At 61.8% G+C, this 18,004-nt stretch carries 15 protein-coding genes; 12 read left to right on the forward strand and 3 right to left on the reverse strand.

What is annotated here, in order from left to right; genetic code table 11:
• Positions 1–63 precede the first annotated feature (63 nt).
• Entirely contained in the window at positions 64–1,065 is a 1,002-nt protein-coding gene (proX, locus tag ACSBQQ_RS19515) for a glycine betaine/L-proline ABC transporter substrate-binding protein ProX (protein ID WP_033635697.1), read from the forward strand.
• A 29-nt stretch (positions 1,066–1,094) separates the two neighbouring features.
• Here proX and ACSBQQ_RS19520 read toward each other — a convergent pair whose 3' ends face one another.
• Positions 1,095–1,973: a LysR family transcriptional regulator gene (locus tag ACSBQQ_RS19520; RefSeq protein ID WP_060429015.1), complete on the reverse strand. Its 879-nt coding sequence runs from the start codon at positions 1,971–1,973 to the stop codon at positions 1,095–1,097.
• 105 nt (positions 1,974–2,078) lie between these two features.
• On the opposite strand from ACSBQQ_RS19520, the gene ACSBQQ_RS19525 reads away from it, so the two are divergent.
• The 7 genes from ACSBQQ_RS19525 (at position 2,079) to emrB (ending at position 9,394) form a co-directional block, all read left to right on the forward strand.
• Positions 2,079–3,278, forward strand: coding sequence for an MFS transporter (locus ACSBQQ_RS19525; RefSeq protein ID WP_033635700.1), 1,200 nt, complete (start codon positions 2,079–2,081; stop codon positions 3,276–3,278).
• Positions 3,279–3,399: 121 nt separating this feature from the next.
• Positions 3,400–4,146 carry an AzlC family ABC transporter permease gene (locus tag ACSBQQ_RS19530; protein WP_043147848.1) on the forward strand — a complete coding sequence of 249 codons (747 nt, stop codon included), beginning with the start codon at positions 3,400–3,402 and terminating at the stop codon, positions 4,144–4,146.
• Complete coding sequence (gene ygaH / locus ACSBQQ_RS19535; protein WP_033649768.1) at positions 4,136–4,483, forward strand: L-valine transporter subunit YgaH; 348 nt, start codon at positions 4,136–4,138, stop codon at positions 4,481–4,483. Before ACSBQQ_RS19530 ends, ygaH begins: the two co-directional genes overlap by 11 nt.
• A gap of 161 nt (positions 4,484–4,644) precedes the next feature.
• Positions 4,645–5,163, forward strand: a complete 519-nt coding sequence (mprA, locus tag ACSBQQ_RS19540; protein ID WP_004928879.1) for a transcriptional repressor MprA — start codon at positions 4,645–4,647, stop codon at positions 5,161–5,163.
• 27 nt (positions 5,164–5,190) lie between these two features.
• Positions 5,191–6,642 carry an efflux transporter outer membrane subunit gene (locus ACSBQQ_RS19545; protein WP_033635706.1) on the forward strand — a complete coding sequence of 484 codons (1,452 nt, stop codon included), beginning with the start codon at positions 5,191–5,193 and terminating at the stop codon, positions 6,640–6,642.
• Positions 6,643–6,665: 23 nt separating this feature from the next.
• On the forward strand, positions 6,666–7,838 hold the full coding sequence (emrA, locus tag ACSBQQ_RS19550) for a multidrug efflux MFS transporter periplasmic adaptor subunit EmrA (protein ID WP_033649764.1): 1,173 nt from the start codon (positions 6,666–6,668) through the stop codon (positions 7,836–7,838).
• 17 nt (positions 7,839–7,855) lie between these two features.
• The gene (gene emrB / locus ACSBQQ_RS19555; RefSeq protein ID WP_049194987.1) at positions 7,856–9,394 is read left to right on the forward strand and encodes a multidrug efflux MFS transporter permease subunit EmrB; all 1,539 of its coding nucleotides are present in this window, start codon (positions 7,856–7,858) and stop codon (positions 9,392–9,394) included.
• Between the two features lie 59 nt (positions 9,395–9,453).
• Here the strand turns inward: emrB and ACSBQQ_RS19560 are convergent, their stop codons facing one another.
• Positions 9,454–10,524 carry a tRNA/rRNA methyltransferase gene (locus tag ACSBQQ_RS19560; protein WP_060429017.1) on the reverse strand — a complete coding sequence of 357 codons (1,071 nt, stop codon included), beginning with the start codon at positions 10,522–10,524 and terminating at the stop codon, positions 9,454–9,456.
• Positions 10,525–10,731: 207 nt separating this feature from the next.
• Here ACSBQQ_RS19560 and trxC point away from each other — a divergent pair, with 207 nt between their 5' ends.
• From trxC to pssA, 4 genes are all read left to right on the forward strand, one after another.
• On the forward strand, positions 10,732–11,151 hold the full coding sequence (gene trxC / locus ACSBQQ_RS19565; protein ID WP_004928868.1) for a thioredoxin TrxC: 420 nt from the start codon (positions 10,732–10,734) through the stop codon (positions 11,149–11,151).
• 114 nt (positions 11,152–11,265) lie between these two features.
• A complete protein-coding gene (locus tag ACSBQQ_RS19570; RefSeq protein ID WP_033649762.1) occupies positions 11,266–11,955 on the forward strand; it encodes a tRNA-uridine aminocarboxypropyltransferase in 690 nt (229 codons plus the stop codon).
• A gap of 48 nt (positions 11,956–12,003) precedes the next feature.
• Positions 12,004–14,652, forward strand: coding sequence for a bifunctional acetate--CoA ligase family protein/GNAT family N-acetyltransferase (locus ACSBQQ_RS19575; RefSeq protein ID WP_060429019.1), 2,649 nt, complete (start codon positions 12,004–12,006; stop codon positions 14,650–14,652).
• Between the two features lie 152 nt (positions 14,653–14,804).
• Positions 14,805–16,160, forward strand: coding sequence for a CDP-diacylglycerol--serine O-phosphatidyltransferase (gene pssA / locus ACSBQQ_RS19580; RefSeq protein ID WP_033649759.1), 1,356 nt, complete (start codon positions 14,805–14,807; stop codon positions 16,158–16,160).
• 36 nt (positions 16,161–16,196) lie between these two features.
• Here pssA and ACSBQQ_RS19585 read toward each other — a convergent pair whose 3' ends face one another.
• Positions 16,197–17,507 (reverse strand): MFS family transporter, encoded by a 1,311-nt coding sequence (locus ACSBQQ_RS19585; protein WP_039568673.1) that lies wholly within the window; start codon positions 17,505–17,507, stop codon positions 16,197–16,199.
• Between the last annotated feature and the right edge of the window lie 497 nt (positions 17,508–18,004).

Here is an 18,004-nt window from a genome sequence, read left to right on the forward strand (position 1 = left end):
CCCGCCGGCGGCTGCGGCCCCGGCGGGCTATGACACCACCACATCGAAAAAAGGGGAAACACTATGCGCACTACGGGCATCTGGGCTCTCGCCCTGACGACGCTGATTGGCTCACAGAGCGTGAGCGCGGCAGATTTACCCGGCAAGGGGATCGCGGTACAGCCGGTGCAAAGCACCATTTCCGAAGAGACCTTCCAGACGCTGCTGGTCAGCAAGGCGCTGGAAAAACTGGGTTACGACGTGAAAGAACCGCGTGAAGTGGATTACAACGTCGCCTACACCTCGATCGCCTCCGGCGACGCGACCTTTATCGCGGTCAACTGGGATCCGCTGCACGCCGATCAGTACAAGGCCGCAGGCGGCGACGCCAAGTTCTACCGCGAAGGCGTCTACGTCAACGGCGCCGCGCAGGGCTACCTGATCGACAAGAAGACCGCCGAGCAATATCACATCACCAACGTCGAGCAGCTTAAGGATCCCAAGATCGCCAAGCTGTTCGACACCAACGGCGACGGCAAGGCCGATCTGACCGGCTGCACCCCGGGCTGGGGCTGCGAAGCGGTGATCAACCACCACATCAAGGCCTACGGCCTGAGCAACACCGTCGAGCACAACCAGGGCAACTACGCGGCGATGATCGCCGACACCATCACCCGCTACAAAGAGGGTAAACCGGTGCTGTATTACACCTGGACGCCGTACTGGGTCAGCGATGTGATGGTGCCGGGCCGCGACGTGGTCTGGCTGCAGGTACCGTTCTCCTCCCTGCCGGGCGAGCAGAAGAACGTCGACACCAAGCTGCCTAACGGCGCCAACTACGGCTTCCCGGTCAACACCATGCGCATCGCCGCCAACAAGCAGTGGGCCGAAGCCAATCCGGCGGCCGCCAAGCTGTTCGCCATCATGAAGCTGCCGATCGCCGACATCAACGCGCAAAACCTGCGTATGCATGAAGGCCAGGCTTCGGAAGCCGACATCCAGAACCACGTCAACGGCTGGATCAAGGCGCATCAGGCGACCTTCGACGGCTGGGTGAAAACCGCCGCCGAGGCGGCGAAGCCGTAACCGATCGGGGGCGCCGCATCCGCCGCCCCCTACCCCGCCATATCAATGCCGCTGAACTGTAAAAAACGTGCGGCGGCGTTTGACAAGGGCTGCGGCCAGATGCAATACACCTGGCGTCGCGGCCCGTCTTCAATCGGAATCGACACCAGCGTGCTTAGGCGTTGCGCGGTCGAGATCGGTACGATGCCCGCCGCCAATCCGCGCCGCACCAGATTCTCCAACCATTCGATATGATCGATTTCAAAACTGACGTGCCGGCGGATGCCCGCCGCCTGGAAGGCGCGATCGGTTTGGCGCCGCGCACCGGTGCCGCTGTAGAAATCCACCAGCGGCACTTCCGCCAGCGCCTGCAGATTCACCCGCTCACGGTTGGCCAGCGGATGCTGCGGCGCCACCAACGCCACCAGCGGCTCATCGGTCAACTGCCGGTGCGACATCGGCAGCAAATCGACATCGCCGGGCCAGATGCCGACGAACGCCATATCGCACTTCTGCTGACGCACGTCCTCCAGCAGGGCTTCGCTCATGCCGACGTACAGGCGGATGTTCACCGCCGGATAGTGGCGATGAAACTTGTCGAGCTTTTCGGTCAGATCAATCGCGTTTATGGTTGAAATGGTGCCGATGGTCAAGATGCCGGACACCGCATCCCCGGCGGCGGTCACCTCTTCCACCAGCGCCTGCTGTGCCGCCAGCAGCCGCTGCGCCGAGGGAATGAAAGCCTGGCCGGCGGGGGTCAATCGCACCCGACGCGAGGTGCGCTCAAACAGCGTACAGCCCAGCTCTTCTTCCAGTTTGGCGATCTGGTGGCTGAGCGCCGACTGCACCGTATGGCAGCACTGCGCCGCCCGGGTGAAGCTCTGTTCCTCCGCCACCGCCAGCGCATAGCGTATCTGTTTCAGGTTCATGGCATCTATCTTGAAATGAGATAAATCAAATGAAAATTATACATTGGTTTCCGCAGACGCATTGCCGGATACTGCGCGCTATCTTCTTCCCGTGATGAAAAAATCATGAACCAACAAAACGTCCACCCGGGCCTCAGCCCGGCGCTGACCGTGCTGATCGCCATCGCTACCGGCCTGGCGGTCGCCAGCAACTATTACGCGCAGCCGCTGCTGGAAACCATCGCCACCGGCTTCAATCTGTCGGTCAACCAGGCCGGCTTTATCGTTACCGCCGCGCAGCTCGGTTACGCCACCGGCCTGCTGCTGCTGGTGCCGCTCGGCGATATGTTCGAGCGCCGCGGGCTGATCGTTTTCATGACGCTGCTGGCCGCCGGGGGTATGCTGATCACCGCCACCTCCGCCACGCTGCCGATGATGATCCTCGGCACCGCGCTCACCGGGCTGTTCTCTGTGGTGGCTCAGATCCTGGTGCCGCTGGCCGCCACGCTGGCTCACCCGGAAAAGCGCGGCAAGACCGTCGGCATCATCATGAGCGGCCTGCTGCTCGGCATCCTGTTGGCGCGCACCGTTGCGGGCGCACTGGCGTCGTTCGGCGGCTGGCGCACCATCTACTGGGTCGCCAGCGTGCTGATGATCCTGATGGCGCTGATCCTGTGGCGCGCGCTGCCGCGCTATAAGCAGCACTCCGGGCTGAACTACCCGCAGCTGCTGGCCTCGATCTTCAGCCTGTTCTGCCGCACGCCGCTGCTGCGCACCCGCGCCATCCTCGGCGCCCTGTCGTTCGCCAACTTCAGCGTGCTCTGGACCTCCATGGCCTTTCTGCTCGCCGCGCCGCCGTTCAACTACTCCGAGGGGGTGATCGGGCTGTTCGGCCTGGTGGGCGCCGCCGGGGCGCTGGCCGCTTCGCGCGCCGGGCATCTGGCGGACAAGGGCAAGGCCGGGCTGACCACCACCGTCGGCCTGGTGCTGCTGCTGCTGTCATGGATACCCATCGCGTTGGCTAAACAATCGCTGTGGGCGCTGATCGCCGGCATCCTGATCCTCGATCTGGCGGTGCAGGCAGTACACGTCACCAACCAGAGCGTGATGTACCGCATCATGCCGGACGCGCGCAACCGCCTGACCGCCGGCTACATGACCAGCTACTTTATCGGCGGCGCCCTCGGTTCACTGCTCTCCGCCTCGGCCTATCAGCATGCCGGCTGGTACGGCGTGGCCGCCGCCGGCGGGGTGTTATGCCTGCTCAACCTGCTGACCTGGTGGCTCGGCAAGCACCACGATCCGCAGGGGCCGGCGACAATCTGATTATCGTGCAAATAGTAACTTAAGAAATTTATTAGCGGTGCAGGGTATAAACATTACTTACTCTCTGGTAATGTTCTGGCCATAAACTATTGAAGTCCTATCTACCCTGCGACCCACAACCATGCAAAGCCAAGCTGCAGACAGCCTCAATCCGCCCGCCGTCAGCGCCACCTTCGCCAACGGCGTCGTCGACAGTTTGCCGATCGTCATCGGGTATGTCCCGGTGGCGTTCGCCTTCGGCCTCAGCGCCGTCAAACTGGGCTTTTCCCCGCTGGAAAGCATTTTCTTCTCCTGCATCATCTACGCCGGCGCCAGCCAGTTCGTGATCACCGCCCTGCTGAGCGCCGGAATGTCGCTGTGGGTCTCCGCGTTGACGGTGATGGCGATGGACGTGCGCCACCTGCTGTACGGCCCGGCGCTGCGTCACCGCATCGTCTCGCGCATGTCGCCCGGCAAAACGGCGATGTGGGCCTTTGGCCTGACCGATGAAGTTTTCGCCGCCGCGACCGCCAGGCTGATGCGCAATAACCGCAGCTGGAGCGAAAACTGGATGCTGGGCATCGCGCTCTGTTCCTGGCTCTCCTGGGTCGCCGGCACCGCGCTCGGCGCGCTGTTCGGCAACGGCCCGCTGGAGCAGTTCCCGGTGATAGAAGCCTCGCTGGCCTTCATGCTGCCGGCGCTGTTTCTCAGCTTCCTGCTGGCCGCCTTCCGCCGCCCGCAGAGCCTGACTATCGCCGCCGCGCTGGCCGGCGCGCTGCTCGGCGTAGTGCTGTTCTCCATTCCGGTCGCCATTTTGGCCGGCATCGGCGCCGGCTGCATCGCCGCCCTGTTCCAGCCAGCCCCTGCGGAGGCCCCCCATGAACACTGATGTGCTGGCGATCGGTCTGGTGGTGGGCTGCGCCAATTACCTGTTCCGTTATCTGCCGCTGCGGCTGGCGCCGGCGCGCGCCCAGCCCGGCCTCAAACGCGGTAAAGCCGCCCTGCTGCTCGACAGCATCGGCATCGCCTCGATCTGCGCCCTGCTGGTGGTCTCCAGCACGCCGGTGGTGATGCGCGAACCGGACAAGCTGCTGCCGACGTTGGTGGGGTTCGCCGCGCTGGCGCTGTGCTTCTACCGCAGCAAAAGCATCATTCTGTCGACGCTGCTCGGCGCGACGGCCTTTGGCGTCACATTAAAGCTGTTAATGCTTTTCGGTCCGGGCTGACGCCGCTCCGATCGTTTGGCTTCACTTTGGCGTTTTCAGGCGCCACATCTTTACAAACACTGACAAATGACACGAATTGCTAAATTATCCGCACGGCTGAACATTTACATTATTAGTCACCGTCGTTACTATCTCGAACGAAATTAATGAGGCCCTAAATTATGGAAAGCTCGTTTGCCCCCATAGAACAAATGCTGAATTTCCGCGCCACGCGGCAGAAAGATTTCCCTTATCAGGAAATCCTGCTGACCCGCCTGTGCATGCACATGCAAGGCAAGCTGTTGGAAAACCGCAATAAGATGCTCAAGGCGCAGGGGATTAACGAAACACTGTTTATGGCGCTGATTACCCTGGATGCGCAGGAGAGCCACAGCATCCAACCTTCTGAGCTAAGCTCTGCCTTGGGCTCCTCGCGCACCAATGCGACCCGCATCGCCGATGAGCTGGAGAAACGCGGCTGGATCGAGCGCCGGGAAAGCGACAACGATCGCCGCTGCCTGCATCTGCATCTGACACCGCAGGGGGAAGAGTTTCTCAGTCAACTGCTGCCGCCGCAGCACCAATGTCTGCATTTCCTGTGGTCCACGTTGACCGACGATGAGCAAAAACAGCTGGAACAGCTGACGCGCAAATTGCTGGCACGTCTGGATCAAATGGAAATCACAGAACAGTTACCCTAATTCACAATTTCTGTTCAGGTACCTATTATGCGATCCCCATTTAACTGGAGATTCACCCCGCTGTTCGCCGTGTTGCTGCTGGCCGGGTGTGCTTCGACCGATAATATTGCCCCGCAATCCACGCTGATGGATCCGCAGAGCCTGCAGTTGGCTCAGCCGAAAGTCAGTTCGCTGGCCGTCAGCCCGCAGTGGTGGCGCGCCCTCAAGGATCCGCAGTTGGATACCCTGATGACGCAAACGCTGCAAAGCTCGCCGACCCTGCGGCAGGCCGCCGCCCGCGTGCGCGAAGCGCAAAGCGTGGTGGGCGAAGCCAGCGCCGCCAACGGGCCGAACCTGGATCTGAACGCCAGCACCCAGCGCCAGCGCGTGCCGCAAAACGTCAATATGGGGTTGGGGTATCCGCATAAGCCAATCTATTCAAGCTCCAACTCGCTGGGGTTGAACCTGGCGTACGAGTTCGACTGGTGGGGCAAATACCGCAACCAGGTGAACGCCGCCAAAGCGCAGGTCAACGCCGCGCGCGCCGAGCAGGAACAGGCGGCGCTGACGCTGACCAGCTCGGTGGCGTCCGCCTACTATCAGCTGCAGAGCAATCTGGCACTCGAGAAGCTGCTGCAGCAGGAAGTGAACAACAATGAGCGCCTGACCGCGCTGCGCCAACAGCGCTATCAGGCCGGGCTGACCGGCGTCGACGTGCCGCAACAAACCCAGGCGCAGTCCGACGTCGCCAAGCAGCAGATCCTGCAGCTGCAGTCGCAGATCGAGCAGCTCCGGCACCAACTCGCCGCGCTGGCGGGCCAGGGGCCGAACGCCATGCAGCACCTGCGTCAGGTGCCGTTGCCTGCAGACAACCTGATGGCGCCGCAGGGCGAGCTGACGGCGGATCTGCTGGGCAAACGCCCGGACATCGCCGCGCAACGCCAGCTGGTGGAGTCTTACAGCCAGCGCGTCAGCGCCGCACGTAAAGAGTTTTACCCCAGCCTGACCATTTCAGCCTTCGCCGGCCTGATGACCACCAATACCAGTGGCACCAGCCCGAATCTGTTTGAAGCGGCCAGCCAGGCCTGGAACGTGATGCCGGCGATTTCGCTGCCGATCTTCCACGCCGGGGCGCTGCGCAGCAAGCTGGGCGAGGAATCCGCGCTGTATGACGAAGCGGTGGAATCCTACAACCAAACCATCCTGAATGCGGTACAGGAAACCGCCGACGCCATCACCATCCAGCAGAGTTCTGCGCAACAGCAGCTGCAGGCGGCGTCCGCGGCCCAGTCGATGCAACAGGTGTATCAGGTCGCCAACGCCCGTTACCAGGCAGGGATTATCGGGCGCGACGATCTGTTGACCAGCCAGACGCAGCTATTGCAGCAGCAACAGGCGGAGTTGAATGCCAGCAGCAACTTACTGCAGGCGAAGATAGGACTGATCCGTGCGCTGGGCGGTGGCTATCAGGCCCCGGCCGCAGCGGATTCGAAAGCATAATAATATAAGGCTTGGAGAACACCATGAGCGCAAGCGCGGAAATCCAAAACCCGCAGCAGCCGAGCGGCAAAAAGAAGCAGCGTAAATTTTGGCTGCTGTTGCTGACGGTTATTTTCATTGTTATAGGGGTGGCTTACTTAGTGTATTGGTTCCTGGTGCTGCGTCATCACCAGGAAACCGACGACGCCTACGTCTCAGGCAACCAGGTGCAGATCATGGCCCAGGTGTCCGGCAGCGTGAACAGCGTCAATTTCGACAACACCGACTACGTCAAGCAGGGCGACGTGCTGCTGACGCTCGATCCGACCGATGCCGAGCAGGCGTTTGAACGCGCCAAGACCGGCCTGGCCAACAGCGTGCGCCAGACCCACCAGCTGATCATCAACAGCAAGCAATATCAGGCCAACATCGCCCTGCGCAAGACCGATCTGAGCAAGGCCGAGAACGACCTGAAGCGCCGCGTGGTGCTGGGCAGCGTTGACGCCATCGGCCGCGAAGAGCTGCAACACGCTCGCGATGCGGTCGACAGCGCCAAGGCCGCGCTGGAAGTGGCGGTGCAGCAATACAACGCCAACCAGGCGATGGTGCTGAATACCCCGCTGGAACAGCAGCCGGCGATCCAACAGGCCGCCGCGCAAATGCGCGACGCCTGGCTGGCGCTGCAGCGTACCAAAGTGATCAGCCCCATTACCGGCTATGTCTCGCGCCGCAGCGTGCAGGTCGGCGCGCAGATAGCCGCCGGTTCGCCGCTGATGGCGGTGGTGCCGGCCGATCACATTTGGGTTGACGCCAACTTCAAGGAAACCCAGATCGCCAACATGCGCATCGGCCAGCCAGCGACGGTGGTCAGCGACGTCTACGGCGACGACGTGGTGTATCAGGGCAAAGTGGCCGGTATCGACATGGGCACCGGCAGCGCCTTCTCGCTGCTGCCGGCCCAGAACGCCACCGGCAACTGGATCAAAGTGGTGCAACGTCTGCCGGTGCGTATTGAGCTCGACGCCAAGCAGGTGGCCGACCATCCGCTGCGCATCGGTCTTTCTACGCTGGTGACCGTCGACACCGCCAACCTGGACGGCCGCGTGCTGGCCGACGTGGTGCGCGACAAACCGCTGTACCAGAGCGACGCGCTGGCCTTGAACCTGGCGCCGGTTAATCAGCTGATCGCCGACGTGATCCATGCGAACGCCGGCTAAGCGCGCGGGAGGCCATCTTGCCACAGAAACCGCTTGAAGGCGCCCAGCTCGCCTGGATGACGGTCGCGCTCGCCATGGCGACCTTCATGCAGGTGCTGGACTCCACCATCGCCAACGTGGCGATCCCCACCATTGCCGGTAACCTCGGGTCTTCCAACTCGCAGGGCACCTGGGTGATCACCTCGTTCGGCGTGGCGAACGCCATCTCGATCCCGATCACCGGCTGGCTGGCGAAGCGCATCGGCGAAGTGCGGCTGTTCCTCTGGTCCACCGCGCTGTTCGTCCTCGCCTCCTGGCTGTGCGGCATCTCCAACAGCCTCGGCATGCTGATCTTCTTCCGCGTGATCCAGGGCGTGGTGGCCGGGCCGCTGATCCCACTGTCGCAGAGCCTGTTGCTGAACAACTACCCGCCCGCCAAGCGGGCGATGGCCCTGGCGCTTTGGTCGATGACCGTTATCGTCGCGCCGATCTTCGGGCCGATCCTCGGCGGTTACATCAGCGACAACTACCATTGGGGCTGGATCTTCTTCATCAACATCCCGATCGGCGCCTTCGTGATCGTGGCGGCGATGGCGACGCTGAAGGGGCGAGAAACCAAAACCGAGATCAAACCGATCGACACCGTCGGCCTGGTGCTGCTGATCGTCGGCATCGGTTCGCTGCAGGTGATGCTCGATCAGGGCAAGGAGCTGGACTGGTTCAACTCGACCGAGATCATCACGCTCACCGTCGTGGCGGTAGTAGCGCTGCTGTTCCTGGTGGTGTGGGAGCTGACGGACGACCATCCGGTGGTGGATCTGTCGCTGTTCAAGTCGCGCAACTTCACCATCGGCTGCCTGTGCATCAGCCTGGCCTACATGCTGTACTTCGGCGCCATCGTGCTGTTGCCGCAGCTGCTGCAAGAGGTGTACGGCTATACCGCCACCTGGGCCGGGCTGGCGTCGGCGCCGGTCGGGCTGATCCCGGTGCTGCTGTCGCCGATCATCGGCAAGTTCGGCAACCGGCTCGATATGCGCCGGCTGGTCACCTTCAGCTTCATCATGTATGCCGTGTGCTTCTACTGGCGCGCCTATACGTTTGAACCGGGCATGGACTTCGGCGCGTCCGCCTGGCCGCAGTTTGTCCAGGGCTTCGCCATCGCCTGCTTCTTCATGCCGTTGACCACCATCACGCTGTCCGGCCTGCCGCCGGAACGCATGGCGGCGGCGTCAAGCCTGTCGAACTTCACGCGGACGCTGGCGGGTTCGATCGGCACCTCGATCACCACCACCCTGTGGACGCAGCGCGAATCGCAGCACCATTCGCAGCTGACGGAGTTCGTCAACCCGTACAGTCCGCAGTCGCAGGAGATGTACCGGCAGTTGGAGCAGCTCGGCATGAGCAAGCAGCAGGCGTCGGCCTACATCGCCAACGAGATCACCGCGCAAGGCCTGATCATCTCCGCCAACGAGATCTTCTGGCTGTCGGCCGGGGTATTCCTGGTGCTGCTGGCGCTGGTGTGGGTGGCGAAACCGCCGTTCAGCTCCGGCGGCGGTGGGGGCGGCGGCGCTCACTAAGCTTCAATAAACGAAACGGGCGCCCTGGGGCGCCCGTTTTTTATCCGACGTAGAAAAGATTACGCCTGATTCTGACGCCACCAGTCCGCCAGCAGGATGCCGGTCGCCACGGAAACGTTCAGGCTTTCCACCTTGCCGGTGCCGCCGATCGAGACGTTCATGTCGCCCTGCTGCCAGGCGCTGTCGCTCAGACCGTCGCGTTCCTGGCCCAGCACCAGCACCATCTTGGCCGGCAGCTTGGCCTGCGCCAGCGCGGTGCCTTTATGGCTGGAGGTGGTAACGATGGTGTAACCCGCCTTGCGGAAGGTATCCAGCACCGACAGGAAATCGTCGGCGTTGATCGCCTTGATGTGCTCAGCGCCGCCTTCTGCGGTACGCACCGCCGCGCCGGACTCCAGCAGCGCCGGATCCTGCAGCAGCACGCCGTTGACGCCGAAGTGGGCGCACGAACGAACGATGGCGCCCAGGTTATGCGGGTTGCCTACTTCTTCCAGCGCCAGCACGCAGTCGGTCGCCGGGGCGGTTTTCAGGTAGGTCTGCGCGTCCAGCCCCTGACGTTTTTTGATCAGGAAGCACACGCCGCCGTGGTGCTCGGTGCCGGAAGCCTTGGCCAGCTCTTCCTCATCCACTACGTGGTAAGCCTTGCGGTTGGCCGCCATCCAGCGCAGCGCTTCGCGGAAGCGCGGGGTGACCGACTGCACGAACCAGGCGCGCACGATCGCTTCCGGGCGGCTGGCGAACAGCGCCTGACAGGCGTTTTCACCGTAAACGCGGGTTTCTTCCGCGCGCTGGCGGCGCAGTTGCTCAGGATCGATAAAGCTTTTGCCGCTGATGCCACCGTGATCGAACGCCGGCTCTTCATTCGGCGCGCGCGAGACGGTTCTCCACGGCGACTCGTTGCCACCGCGATCTTCAGAGCGCGCCGGACGGCGAGGACGATCGCTTTCACTGCGGCGGGAGTCGGCGCCGCGCGCCTTGTCTTGACCGGTGCGGCCGGAGCGCGCACCGTCAGCCGGACGGCCTTTGCCGGCCGGACGTTTATTCTTGTTGCGGTCGTCGCCGTTGTCGTCGTCACTGCGGACGTACATCACTTTGACTTTACCGTTCTTGCCACTAAATGAATCGTTCATTGTCTTCTCCACCAACGCGCAGGGCGCGAAGATTACCTGATGTTGATGCACGAAGCCACCAACTTGCGCTAAAAGCTCCCAACTATCACATCCATTGAACAAACCTCATTGTTCATGCGCCGGGTTTTGCCGATAATTGTCAGCATTAAAGAAACATCTCCGCAACCGCGTTGCGGGGACCATGCTTTCTCTGTACCCGAGGTCAACATGAATACAGTTTGTGCAGCTTGCAATGCCACCAACCGCGTGCCGGAAGAACGTCTGGCGGACAACGCGAAATGCGGCCGCTGCGGCCATGAGCTCTTCGACGGTGAAGTGATCAACGCCACCGCCGCCACGCTGGACCAGTTGCTGCAGGACGATCTGCCGGTCGTGGTCGATTTTTGGGCGCCGTGGTGCGGCCCGTGCCGCAGCTTTGCGCCGATCTTTGAAGACGTGGCCGAAGAGCGCGCCGGCAAAGTGCGCTTCGTGAAAGTGAACACCGAAGCCGAGCCGGAGCTGAGCGCCCGTTTCCGCATCCGCAGCATCCCGACCATCATGGTGTTCCGTCAGGGCAAGATGGTCGATATGCTCAACGGCGCGATGCCGAAAGCGCCGTTTGACAACTGGCTCAACGAGTTAGTGTGATTCGGCAAGTATAGGCCGTATCCCGCCATCGCGCGCGAACGCGCCCCGATCGAGCCCGCCCCTCCCGGCGGGCTTTTTTCTGCGTTACAATGGCGGTTTTTCCCCAGGATCGTTATGACCGACAACGCCGTACTTCGCCTGCGCCAATTCCGTTTAGACCGCGCCACCCGCCCCTTCCTGGCGCGCGGTTGCCGGGTGGCGCGTTGTCAGGGTTGCCTGCTGCCGCATAAAAACTGCCTGTGCGACACCATCCGCCCGCAGCAGGCCGGCAGCCGTTTCTGCCTGATCATGTTCGGCGCCGAGCCGCTCAAGCCCAGCAACACCGGCCGCCTGATCGCCGATATCCTGCCGGACACCCAGGCGTTTCTCTGGTCACGCACCGAGATCGATCCCGCCCTGCTGGCGGCTATTAACGATCCTACGCGACAGCCTTACGTGGTGTTCCCCGCTTCCTACGCCGACGCCGAACGGCCGGTGTTCAGCGAGCTGCCCGCCGGCGGCAAACCGCCGCTGTTCATCATGCTGGACGGCACCTGGGCGGAAGCGCGCAAAATGTTCCGTAAAAGCCCGTACCTCAATCAATTCCCGGTGTTTTCCCTCAACGTCGACGCAGCATCGGACTACCAGCTGCGCGAAGCCAGCCGCGCCGAGCAACACTGCACGGCGGAAGTGGCCGCCGCCCTGCTGCAACAGGCGGGCGATCTGCCGGCCGCCGACGGATTGAATCAGCATTTCCGCTATTTCCGTCAACAGTATCTGGCGGGAAAACCGACCCGGCCGGAGGCACCGGTCACAGCAATGTAGCCAGAAAGCGCCTAAAATCAGGCGTAACGTTGCCAAAAGGAGCCGTGCATGAGCCAGCGAGGGTTAGAAGCGCTACTACGTCCCAAATCGATCGCCGTGCTGGGCGCGTCGCAGCAGCCCGGCCGCGCCGGCAACCTGATGATGAGCAACCTGCTGGCCGGCGGTTTCGGCGGGCCCATCTTGCCGGTCACGCCGCGCTACAAGGCGGTATGCGGCGTGATGGCCTACCCCGACGTCGCCAGCCTGCCGCTGACGCCGGATCTGGCGATCATCTGCACCCACGCCAAACGCAATCTGGCGCTGATTGACGCGCTGGGTCAACGCGGCTGCAAAACCGCCATCGTGCTCTCTTCGCCGCCGGAACAGTTCGCCGAGCTGAAGGCCTGCGCGCAGCGCTATGCCATGCGGCTGTTGGGCCCCAACAGTCTGGGGCTGCTGGCGCCGTGGCAGGGCATCAACGCCAGCTTCTCGCCGGTGCCGATCCAAAAGGGCAAGCTGGCGTTTATCTCGCAGTCCGCCGCCGTGGCCAACACCATTCTCGACTGGGCGCAGCAGCGCGAAGTCGGTTTCTCCTACTTCATCGCGCTGGGCGACAGCCTGGATATCGACGTCGACGACCTGCTCGACTTTTTGGCGCGCGACAGCAAGACCAGCGCCATCCTGCTGTATCTGGAAAACATCAGCGACGCACGGCGCTTTCTCTCCGCCTCGCGCAGCGCCTCACGCAACAAGCCCATTCTGGTGATCAAAAGCGGCCGCAGCCAACAGGCGCAGCTGCTGCTCAACAGCCAGTTGGGGCTTGACGCCGCCTATGACGCCGCCATCCAGCGCGCCGGCCTGCTGCGCGTGCAGGATACCCATGAGCTGTTCTCGGCGGTGGAAACCCTCAGCCATATGCATCCGCTGCGCGGCGAGCGGCTGATGATCGTCAGCAACGGGGCGGCGCCGGCGGCGATGGCGCTGGACGAACTGCTCGGACGCAACGGCAAGCTGGCCACGCTGAGCGATGAGAGCCTGGCAACATTGAGCGACGCGCTGCCGGAGTTCATCCGCGCCGGCAATCCGCTCGACCTGCGCGATGACGCCACGCCGCAGCGCTTCCTGGCGGCAATCGAAGCGCTGCTCGACAGCCACGACTATGACGCGCTGTTGTTGATCCACGCGCCGAGCGCGGCGGCGCCGGGCACCGCCACGGCGGAACGGCTGATCGACGCGCTGCATCGCCATGCGCGCGGCAAGCGCATCACGTTGCTGACCAACTGGTGCGGCGAATACTCTTCGCAAGAGGCGCGCCGGCTGTTTACCGAGGCCGCCATTCCCACCTACCGCACCCCGGAAGGCGCGGTGACCGCCTTTATGCATATGGTGGAATACCGCCGCAACCAGAAGCAGCTGAAAGAGACGCCGGCGCTGCCGATCGGCCTCACCGCCAACACCGCCGACGCCCACCGGTTGATCCATCAGGCGCTGGCCGAAGGCGCCACCCAGCTGGATACCCACGAGGTGCAATCCATTCTGCAGGCCTATGACCTGAGCACCCTGCCGACCTGGATCGCCGAAGACAGCGCCGAAGCGGTACACATCGCCGAACAGATCGGCTACCCGGTGGCGCTGAAGCTGCGTTCGCCGGATATCCCGCACAAATCGGAAGTTCAGGGCGTCATGCTCTACCTGCGCACCGCGACCGAAGTGCAGCGCGCAGCGGAGGCGATCCTCGACCGCGTAAAGCGCACCTACCCTCAGGCGCGCATTCACGGCCTGCTGGTGCAGAGCATGGCCAACCGCGCCGGTGCCCAGGAGCTGCGCATCGCGGTGGAGCAGGATGCGATTTTCGGCCCGCTGATCATGCTGGGCGAAGGCGGCGTGGAATGGCGCCAGGAAAATCAGGTGGCGGTCGCGCTGCCGCCGCTGAACATGGCGCTGGCGCGTTATCTGGTGCTGCAGGCGGTGAAAGGCGGCAAGATCCGCGGCCGCAGCGCGCTGCGGCCTTTGGATATCCCCGGGCTGAGCCGCCTGCTGGTGCAGGTCTCCAACCTGATCCTCGACTGCCCGGAGATCGCCCGGCTGGATATTCATCCGGTGCTGGCCTCCGGCAGCGAATTCACCCTGCTGGACGTTTCGATGCAGCTCGTGCCGTTCAGCGGCGATCCGCAGGCGCGGCTGGCGATTCGCCCTTATCCGCATGAACTGGAAGAGACCATCGCGTTGAAAGACGGCAGCCAATGCCTGTTCCGCCCGATCCTGCCGGAAGACGAGCCGGCGCTGAAGCATTTCATCGACCGGGTGACCAAGGAAGACCTCTATTATCGCTACTTCAGCGAGATCAACGAGTTTACCCATGACGATTTGGCCAACATGACGCAGATCGACTACGATCGAGAAATGGCCTTTGTGGCGGTGCGCGCAGACGAGATCATCGGCGTGACCCGCGCGCTGTCCGATCCGGACAACACCGACGCCGAATTCGCCGTGCTGGTGCGTTCCGACCTGAAAGGCCTGGGCCTGGGCCGCCAGCTGCTGGAGAAAATGATCGCCTATGCGCGCGCCCATGGCCTGACCCGTCTGAGCGGCATCACCATGCCGAATAACCGCGGCATGATCGCGTTGGCGCAGCGGCTGGGCTTTGGCATTGAGGTGCAGCTTGAGGACGGCATCGTCAATCTGACGCTGCCGCTGCAGGCCGCCGACGCGCAGTGACCTGCGTCGCAATGCGCTACGAATCCACCACTTAACGCCAAAACATACGCACAATCGAGGCAACTAATGGTATTATCGCCCGATTATTCGGTTTAATGTTTTTATGCCTGTGGCGTTCCGGCCATCAATCATGAGAGAAGAAACGCACTGTGATGTTGTCAAAATTTAAACGTAGCAAACATCAACAACACCTTGCACAACTGCCCAAACTCCCCCAGACGGTTGCTGATGTTCGTACGTTGTACGCGCCGTCCGATTTTCGCACCACGCTGCTGGACGCCATCGCCAACGCTACCCAACGCATCTATCTGGTGGCCCTGTATCTGGAGCATGACGACGCCGGGCGCGAGATCCTCAACGCGCTGTATCAAGCCAAGCAGCGGCGGCCCGAGCTGGAAATCTGCGTGCTGGTCGACTGGCACCGCGCACAGCGCGGCCGCATCGGCGCCGCCGCCGCCAATACCAACGCCGACTGGTACTGTGCCATGGCCGGCCAACATCCCGAGCAGTCGGTGCCTATCTACGGCGTGCCGGTCAATACCCGCGAAGCGTTGGGCGTACTGCACCTGAAGGGCTTTGTGGTCGACGATACCGTGATCTACAGTGGCGCCAGCATCAACGACGTTTATCTGCATCAGCATGAGAAATACCGTTACGATCGCTACCAGCTGATCACCAACGAGGTGTTGGCCGATACCCTGATCGATTACATCAAGCAGCATCTGCTCACCGCCGGCGCCGTACAGCGCCTCGATCGCAGCGATCGGCCGAAAAGCCCGGAGATCAAAAACGAGACCCGCCTGTTCCGTTTCGCCCTGCGCCGTGCCGGCTATCACTTCCGCGGTAAGGCCGGCAACGATGAGTTGGCGGTGACGCCGCTGGTTGGGCTTGGCAAGCAAAGCGTGCTGAATAAAACCATTCATCACCTGATGTCGTGCGCCGACCAGAAACTGACGCTGTGCACCCCTTATTTCAACCTGCCGGCGCTGCTGGTGCGCAATATCATTTATCTGCTGCGCCAGGGCAAACAGGTGGAGATCATCGTCGGCGACAAGACCGCCAACGACTTCTATATTCCGGAAGACCAGCCGTTCAAAATCATCGGCGCGCTGCCCTACCTGTACGAGATCAACCTGCGCCGTTTTCTGAGCCGCTTGCAGCGCTATATCGACACCGGGCAGCTGATCGTGCGTCTGTGGAAGGATGGCGATAACAGCTATCATCTGAAAGGCATGTGGGTTGACGAAGAGTGGCAGCTGATTACCGGCAATAATCTCAACCCGCGCGCCTGGCGGTTGGATCTGGAAAACGCCATTCTGATCCACGATCCCAAGCAGGAAATGCGCGAGCAGCGGCAAACAGAACTGGAGTGCATCCGCACTCACACCACCGTGGTCGGCCATTATCAGGAGCTGCAAAGCATTCAGCAGTACCCGATCAAGGTGCGCAAACTGATTCGCCGTCTGCGGCGTATCCGCATCGATCGGTTGATTAGCCGTATCCTGTAAGATCTACTCTGACCCCGGCCAAGGCCGGGGTTTTTATTACAGCTGTATTTCCTTGCCTTTGCGATGCAGCCGGAGCGAGACCAGCAACGCCAGCAGGCACATGCCGGAAACATACCAGAAGAAGGCATTTTCCACGCCGAACGATTTAAGCGACAGCGCGACATATTCCGCCGAACCGCCGAACAGGGCATTCGCTACCGCATAAGACAAGCCTACCCCTAACGCACGCACCTCCGGCGGGAACATCTCGGCTTTAAGCAGCCCGCTGATCGAGGTGTAAAAGCTGACAACGAACAGTGCCAGTACGATCAGGCCGAACGCCATAAAGGGGTTGCTCACCCCTTTCAGGGCGAACAGGATCGGCACCGTCAACAGGGTGGCCAATGCCGAGAAGATCAGCATCGAGCTGCGACGGCCGATTTTGTCCGAGAACGCGCCTGCCGCCGGCTGCAGCAGCATGAAGACGAACAGCGCGGCGGTCATGATGCCGCTGGCCAGCTTGGCGTCCATACCGGCGGTGTTCACCAGATATTTCTGCATATAGGTGGTAAAAGTGTAAAAGGTCAGTGAACCGGCGGCGGTAAAGCCCAACACCATCACAAACGCCTTGCGGTTTTTCCATAGCCCCGTCAGCGAACCGGCATCTTGGTGGTTACGTGTTTTCGCATCGGAGGTTTCATTCAGCGAACGGCGCAGGTACAACGCCACCACCGCCAACACGGCCCCCAAGGCAAACGGGATGCGCCATCCCCAGGCCTTCAGCTCTTCGCCGGACAATATCTGCTGCAGGATCACCAATACCAGCAGCGCCAGCAGTTGCCCGCCGATCAGCGTGACATACTGGAACGATGCGTAGAAGCCGCGCCTCCCCTTGATTGCCACCTCGCTCATGTAGGTGGCGCTGGTACCGTACTCGCCGCCCACAGACAGCCCCTGGAACAATCGCGCGATCAGCAGCAGCACTGGCGCCCAGCTGCCGATCGACTCATACGTCGGCAGACAGGCGATCACCAGCGATCCGGCGCACATCATGCAGACCGAAAGCAGCATTGAGTTTTTTCGGCCGTGTTTATCGGCAATGTAGCCGAACAGCCAGCCGCCGATCGGCCGCATAAAGAAGCCGGCGGCGAACACACCGGCAGTTTGCAGCAGTTGTGTCGTGCTGTTGCCCGCTGGAAAAAATGAGGCGGCAAAGTAGATTGAGCAGAAGGAGTAAACGTAAAAATCAAACCACTCCACCAGATTGCCTGATGAAGCCCCGACGATGGCAAAAATGCGTTTTTTGTTATCCAGCGCCCCCTGTTCGACGCCGCGTTCATCCTCAAGAACCGAGGTTGTTTCTGTCATGGTATTTTCTCCGAGCCATAGCAATGATGAAATTCGGCGTCCTGCCACTCTGGTTGTTACTTTATTGTTATTTATAAGTTAACAGCCAAACTTAATAGCGGACGAAGAATATCTGGCGTTTGGAGGGACAATGCGCGGAATTTGTGATGAATATTAAACCGCACGCTGAAAGCTGAAGCGGATTGCAACGGGGATTTTCCGTTTTACGCATAGCAAAAAGCCCTGAACGTCAGTTCAGGGCTTTCGGCTTGGTTTGATGCCTGGCAGTTTATGGCGGGCGTCCTGCCCGCCCCCCTTCGGGCCGTTGCTTCGCAACGTTCAAATCCGCTCCCGGCGGATTTGTCCTACGCAATTCGTCTCATCCTGAGCCCCCCTCCGGGGCCGCCGCACGCGGCGTTAAGGCCCGTTCCCGACGGGCCTTTCGCATGGCCATGCTCGAGCAGAACGCCAGATAACAGACAAAACAAAAAGCCCCATGCTTTCGCATGAGGCTTGTT

It is taken from the genome of Serratia sp. G204Y, assembly GCF_051172435.1.
GTDB classification, from domain to species: domain Bacteria; phylum Pseudomonadota; class Gammaproteobacteria; order Enterobacterales; family Enterobacteriaceae; genus Serratia; species Serratia sarumanii.

What these genes read in the sequence shown, in the direction of transcription:
- pssA (WP_033649759.1), top strand. Translation starts at nt 14,805, where the DNA reads ATGTTGTCAAAATTTAAACGTAGCAAACATCAACAACACCTTGCACAA.
- ACSBQQ_RS19525 (WP_033635700.1), top strand. Translation starts at nt 2,079, where the DNA reads ATGAACCAACAAAACGTCCACCCGGGCCTCAGCCCGGCGCTGACCGTG.
- ACSBQQ_RS19575 (WP_060429019.1), top strand. Translation starts at nt 12,004, where the DNA reads ATGAGCCAGCGAGGGTTAGAAGCGCTACTACGTCCCAAATCGATCGCC.
- ACSBQQ_RS19560 (WP_060429017.1), bottom strand. Translation starts at nt 10,524, where the DNA reads ATGAACGATTCATTTAGTGGCAAGAACGGTAAAGTCAAAGTGATGTAC.
- mprA (WP_004928879.1), top strand. Translation starts at nt 4,645, where the DNA reads ATGGAAAGCTCGTTTGCCCCCATAGAACAAATGCTGAATTTCCGCGCC.
- trxC (WP_004928868.1), top strand. Translation starts at nt 10,732, where the DNA reads ATGAATACAGTTTGTGCAGCTTGCAATGCCACCAACCGCGTGCCGGAA.
- ACSBQQ_RS19545 (WP_033635706.1), top strand. Translation starts at nt 5,191, where the DNA reads ATGCGATCCCCATTTAACTGGAGATTCACCCCGCTGTTCGCCGTGTTG.
- ACSBQQ_RS19585 (WP_039568673.1), bottom strand. Translation starts at nt 17,507, where the DNA reads ATGACAGAAACAACCTCGGTTCTTGAGGATGAACGCGGCGTCGAACAG.
- proX (WP_033635697.1), top strand. Translation starts at nt 64, where the DNA reads ATGCGCACTACGGGCATCTGGGCTCTCGCCCTGACGACGCTGATTGGC.
- ACSBQQ_RS19520 (WP_060429015.1), bottom strand. Translation starts at nt 1,973, where the DNA reads ATGAACCTGAAACAGATACGCTATGCGCTGGCGGTGGCGGAGGAACAG.
- emrA (WP_033649764.1), top strand. Translation starts at nt 6,666, where the DNA reads ATGAGCGCAAGCGCGGAAATCCAAAACCCGCAGCAGCCGAGCGGCAAA.
- ygaH (WP_033649768.1), top strand. Translation starts at nt 4,136, where the DNA reads ATGAACACTGATGTGCTGGCGATCGGTCTGGTGGTGGGCTGCGCCAAT.
- ACSBQQ_RS19530 (WP_043147848.1), top strand. Translation starts at nt 3,400, where the DNA reads ATGCAAAGCCAAGCTGCAGACAGCCTCAATCCGCCCGCCGTCAGCGCC.
- ACSBQQ_RS19570 (WP_033649762.1), top strand. Translation starts at nt 11,266, where the DNA reads ATGACCGACAACGCCGTACTTCGCCTGCGCCAATTCCGTTTAGACCGC.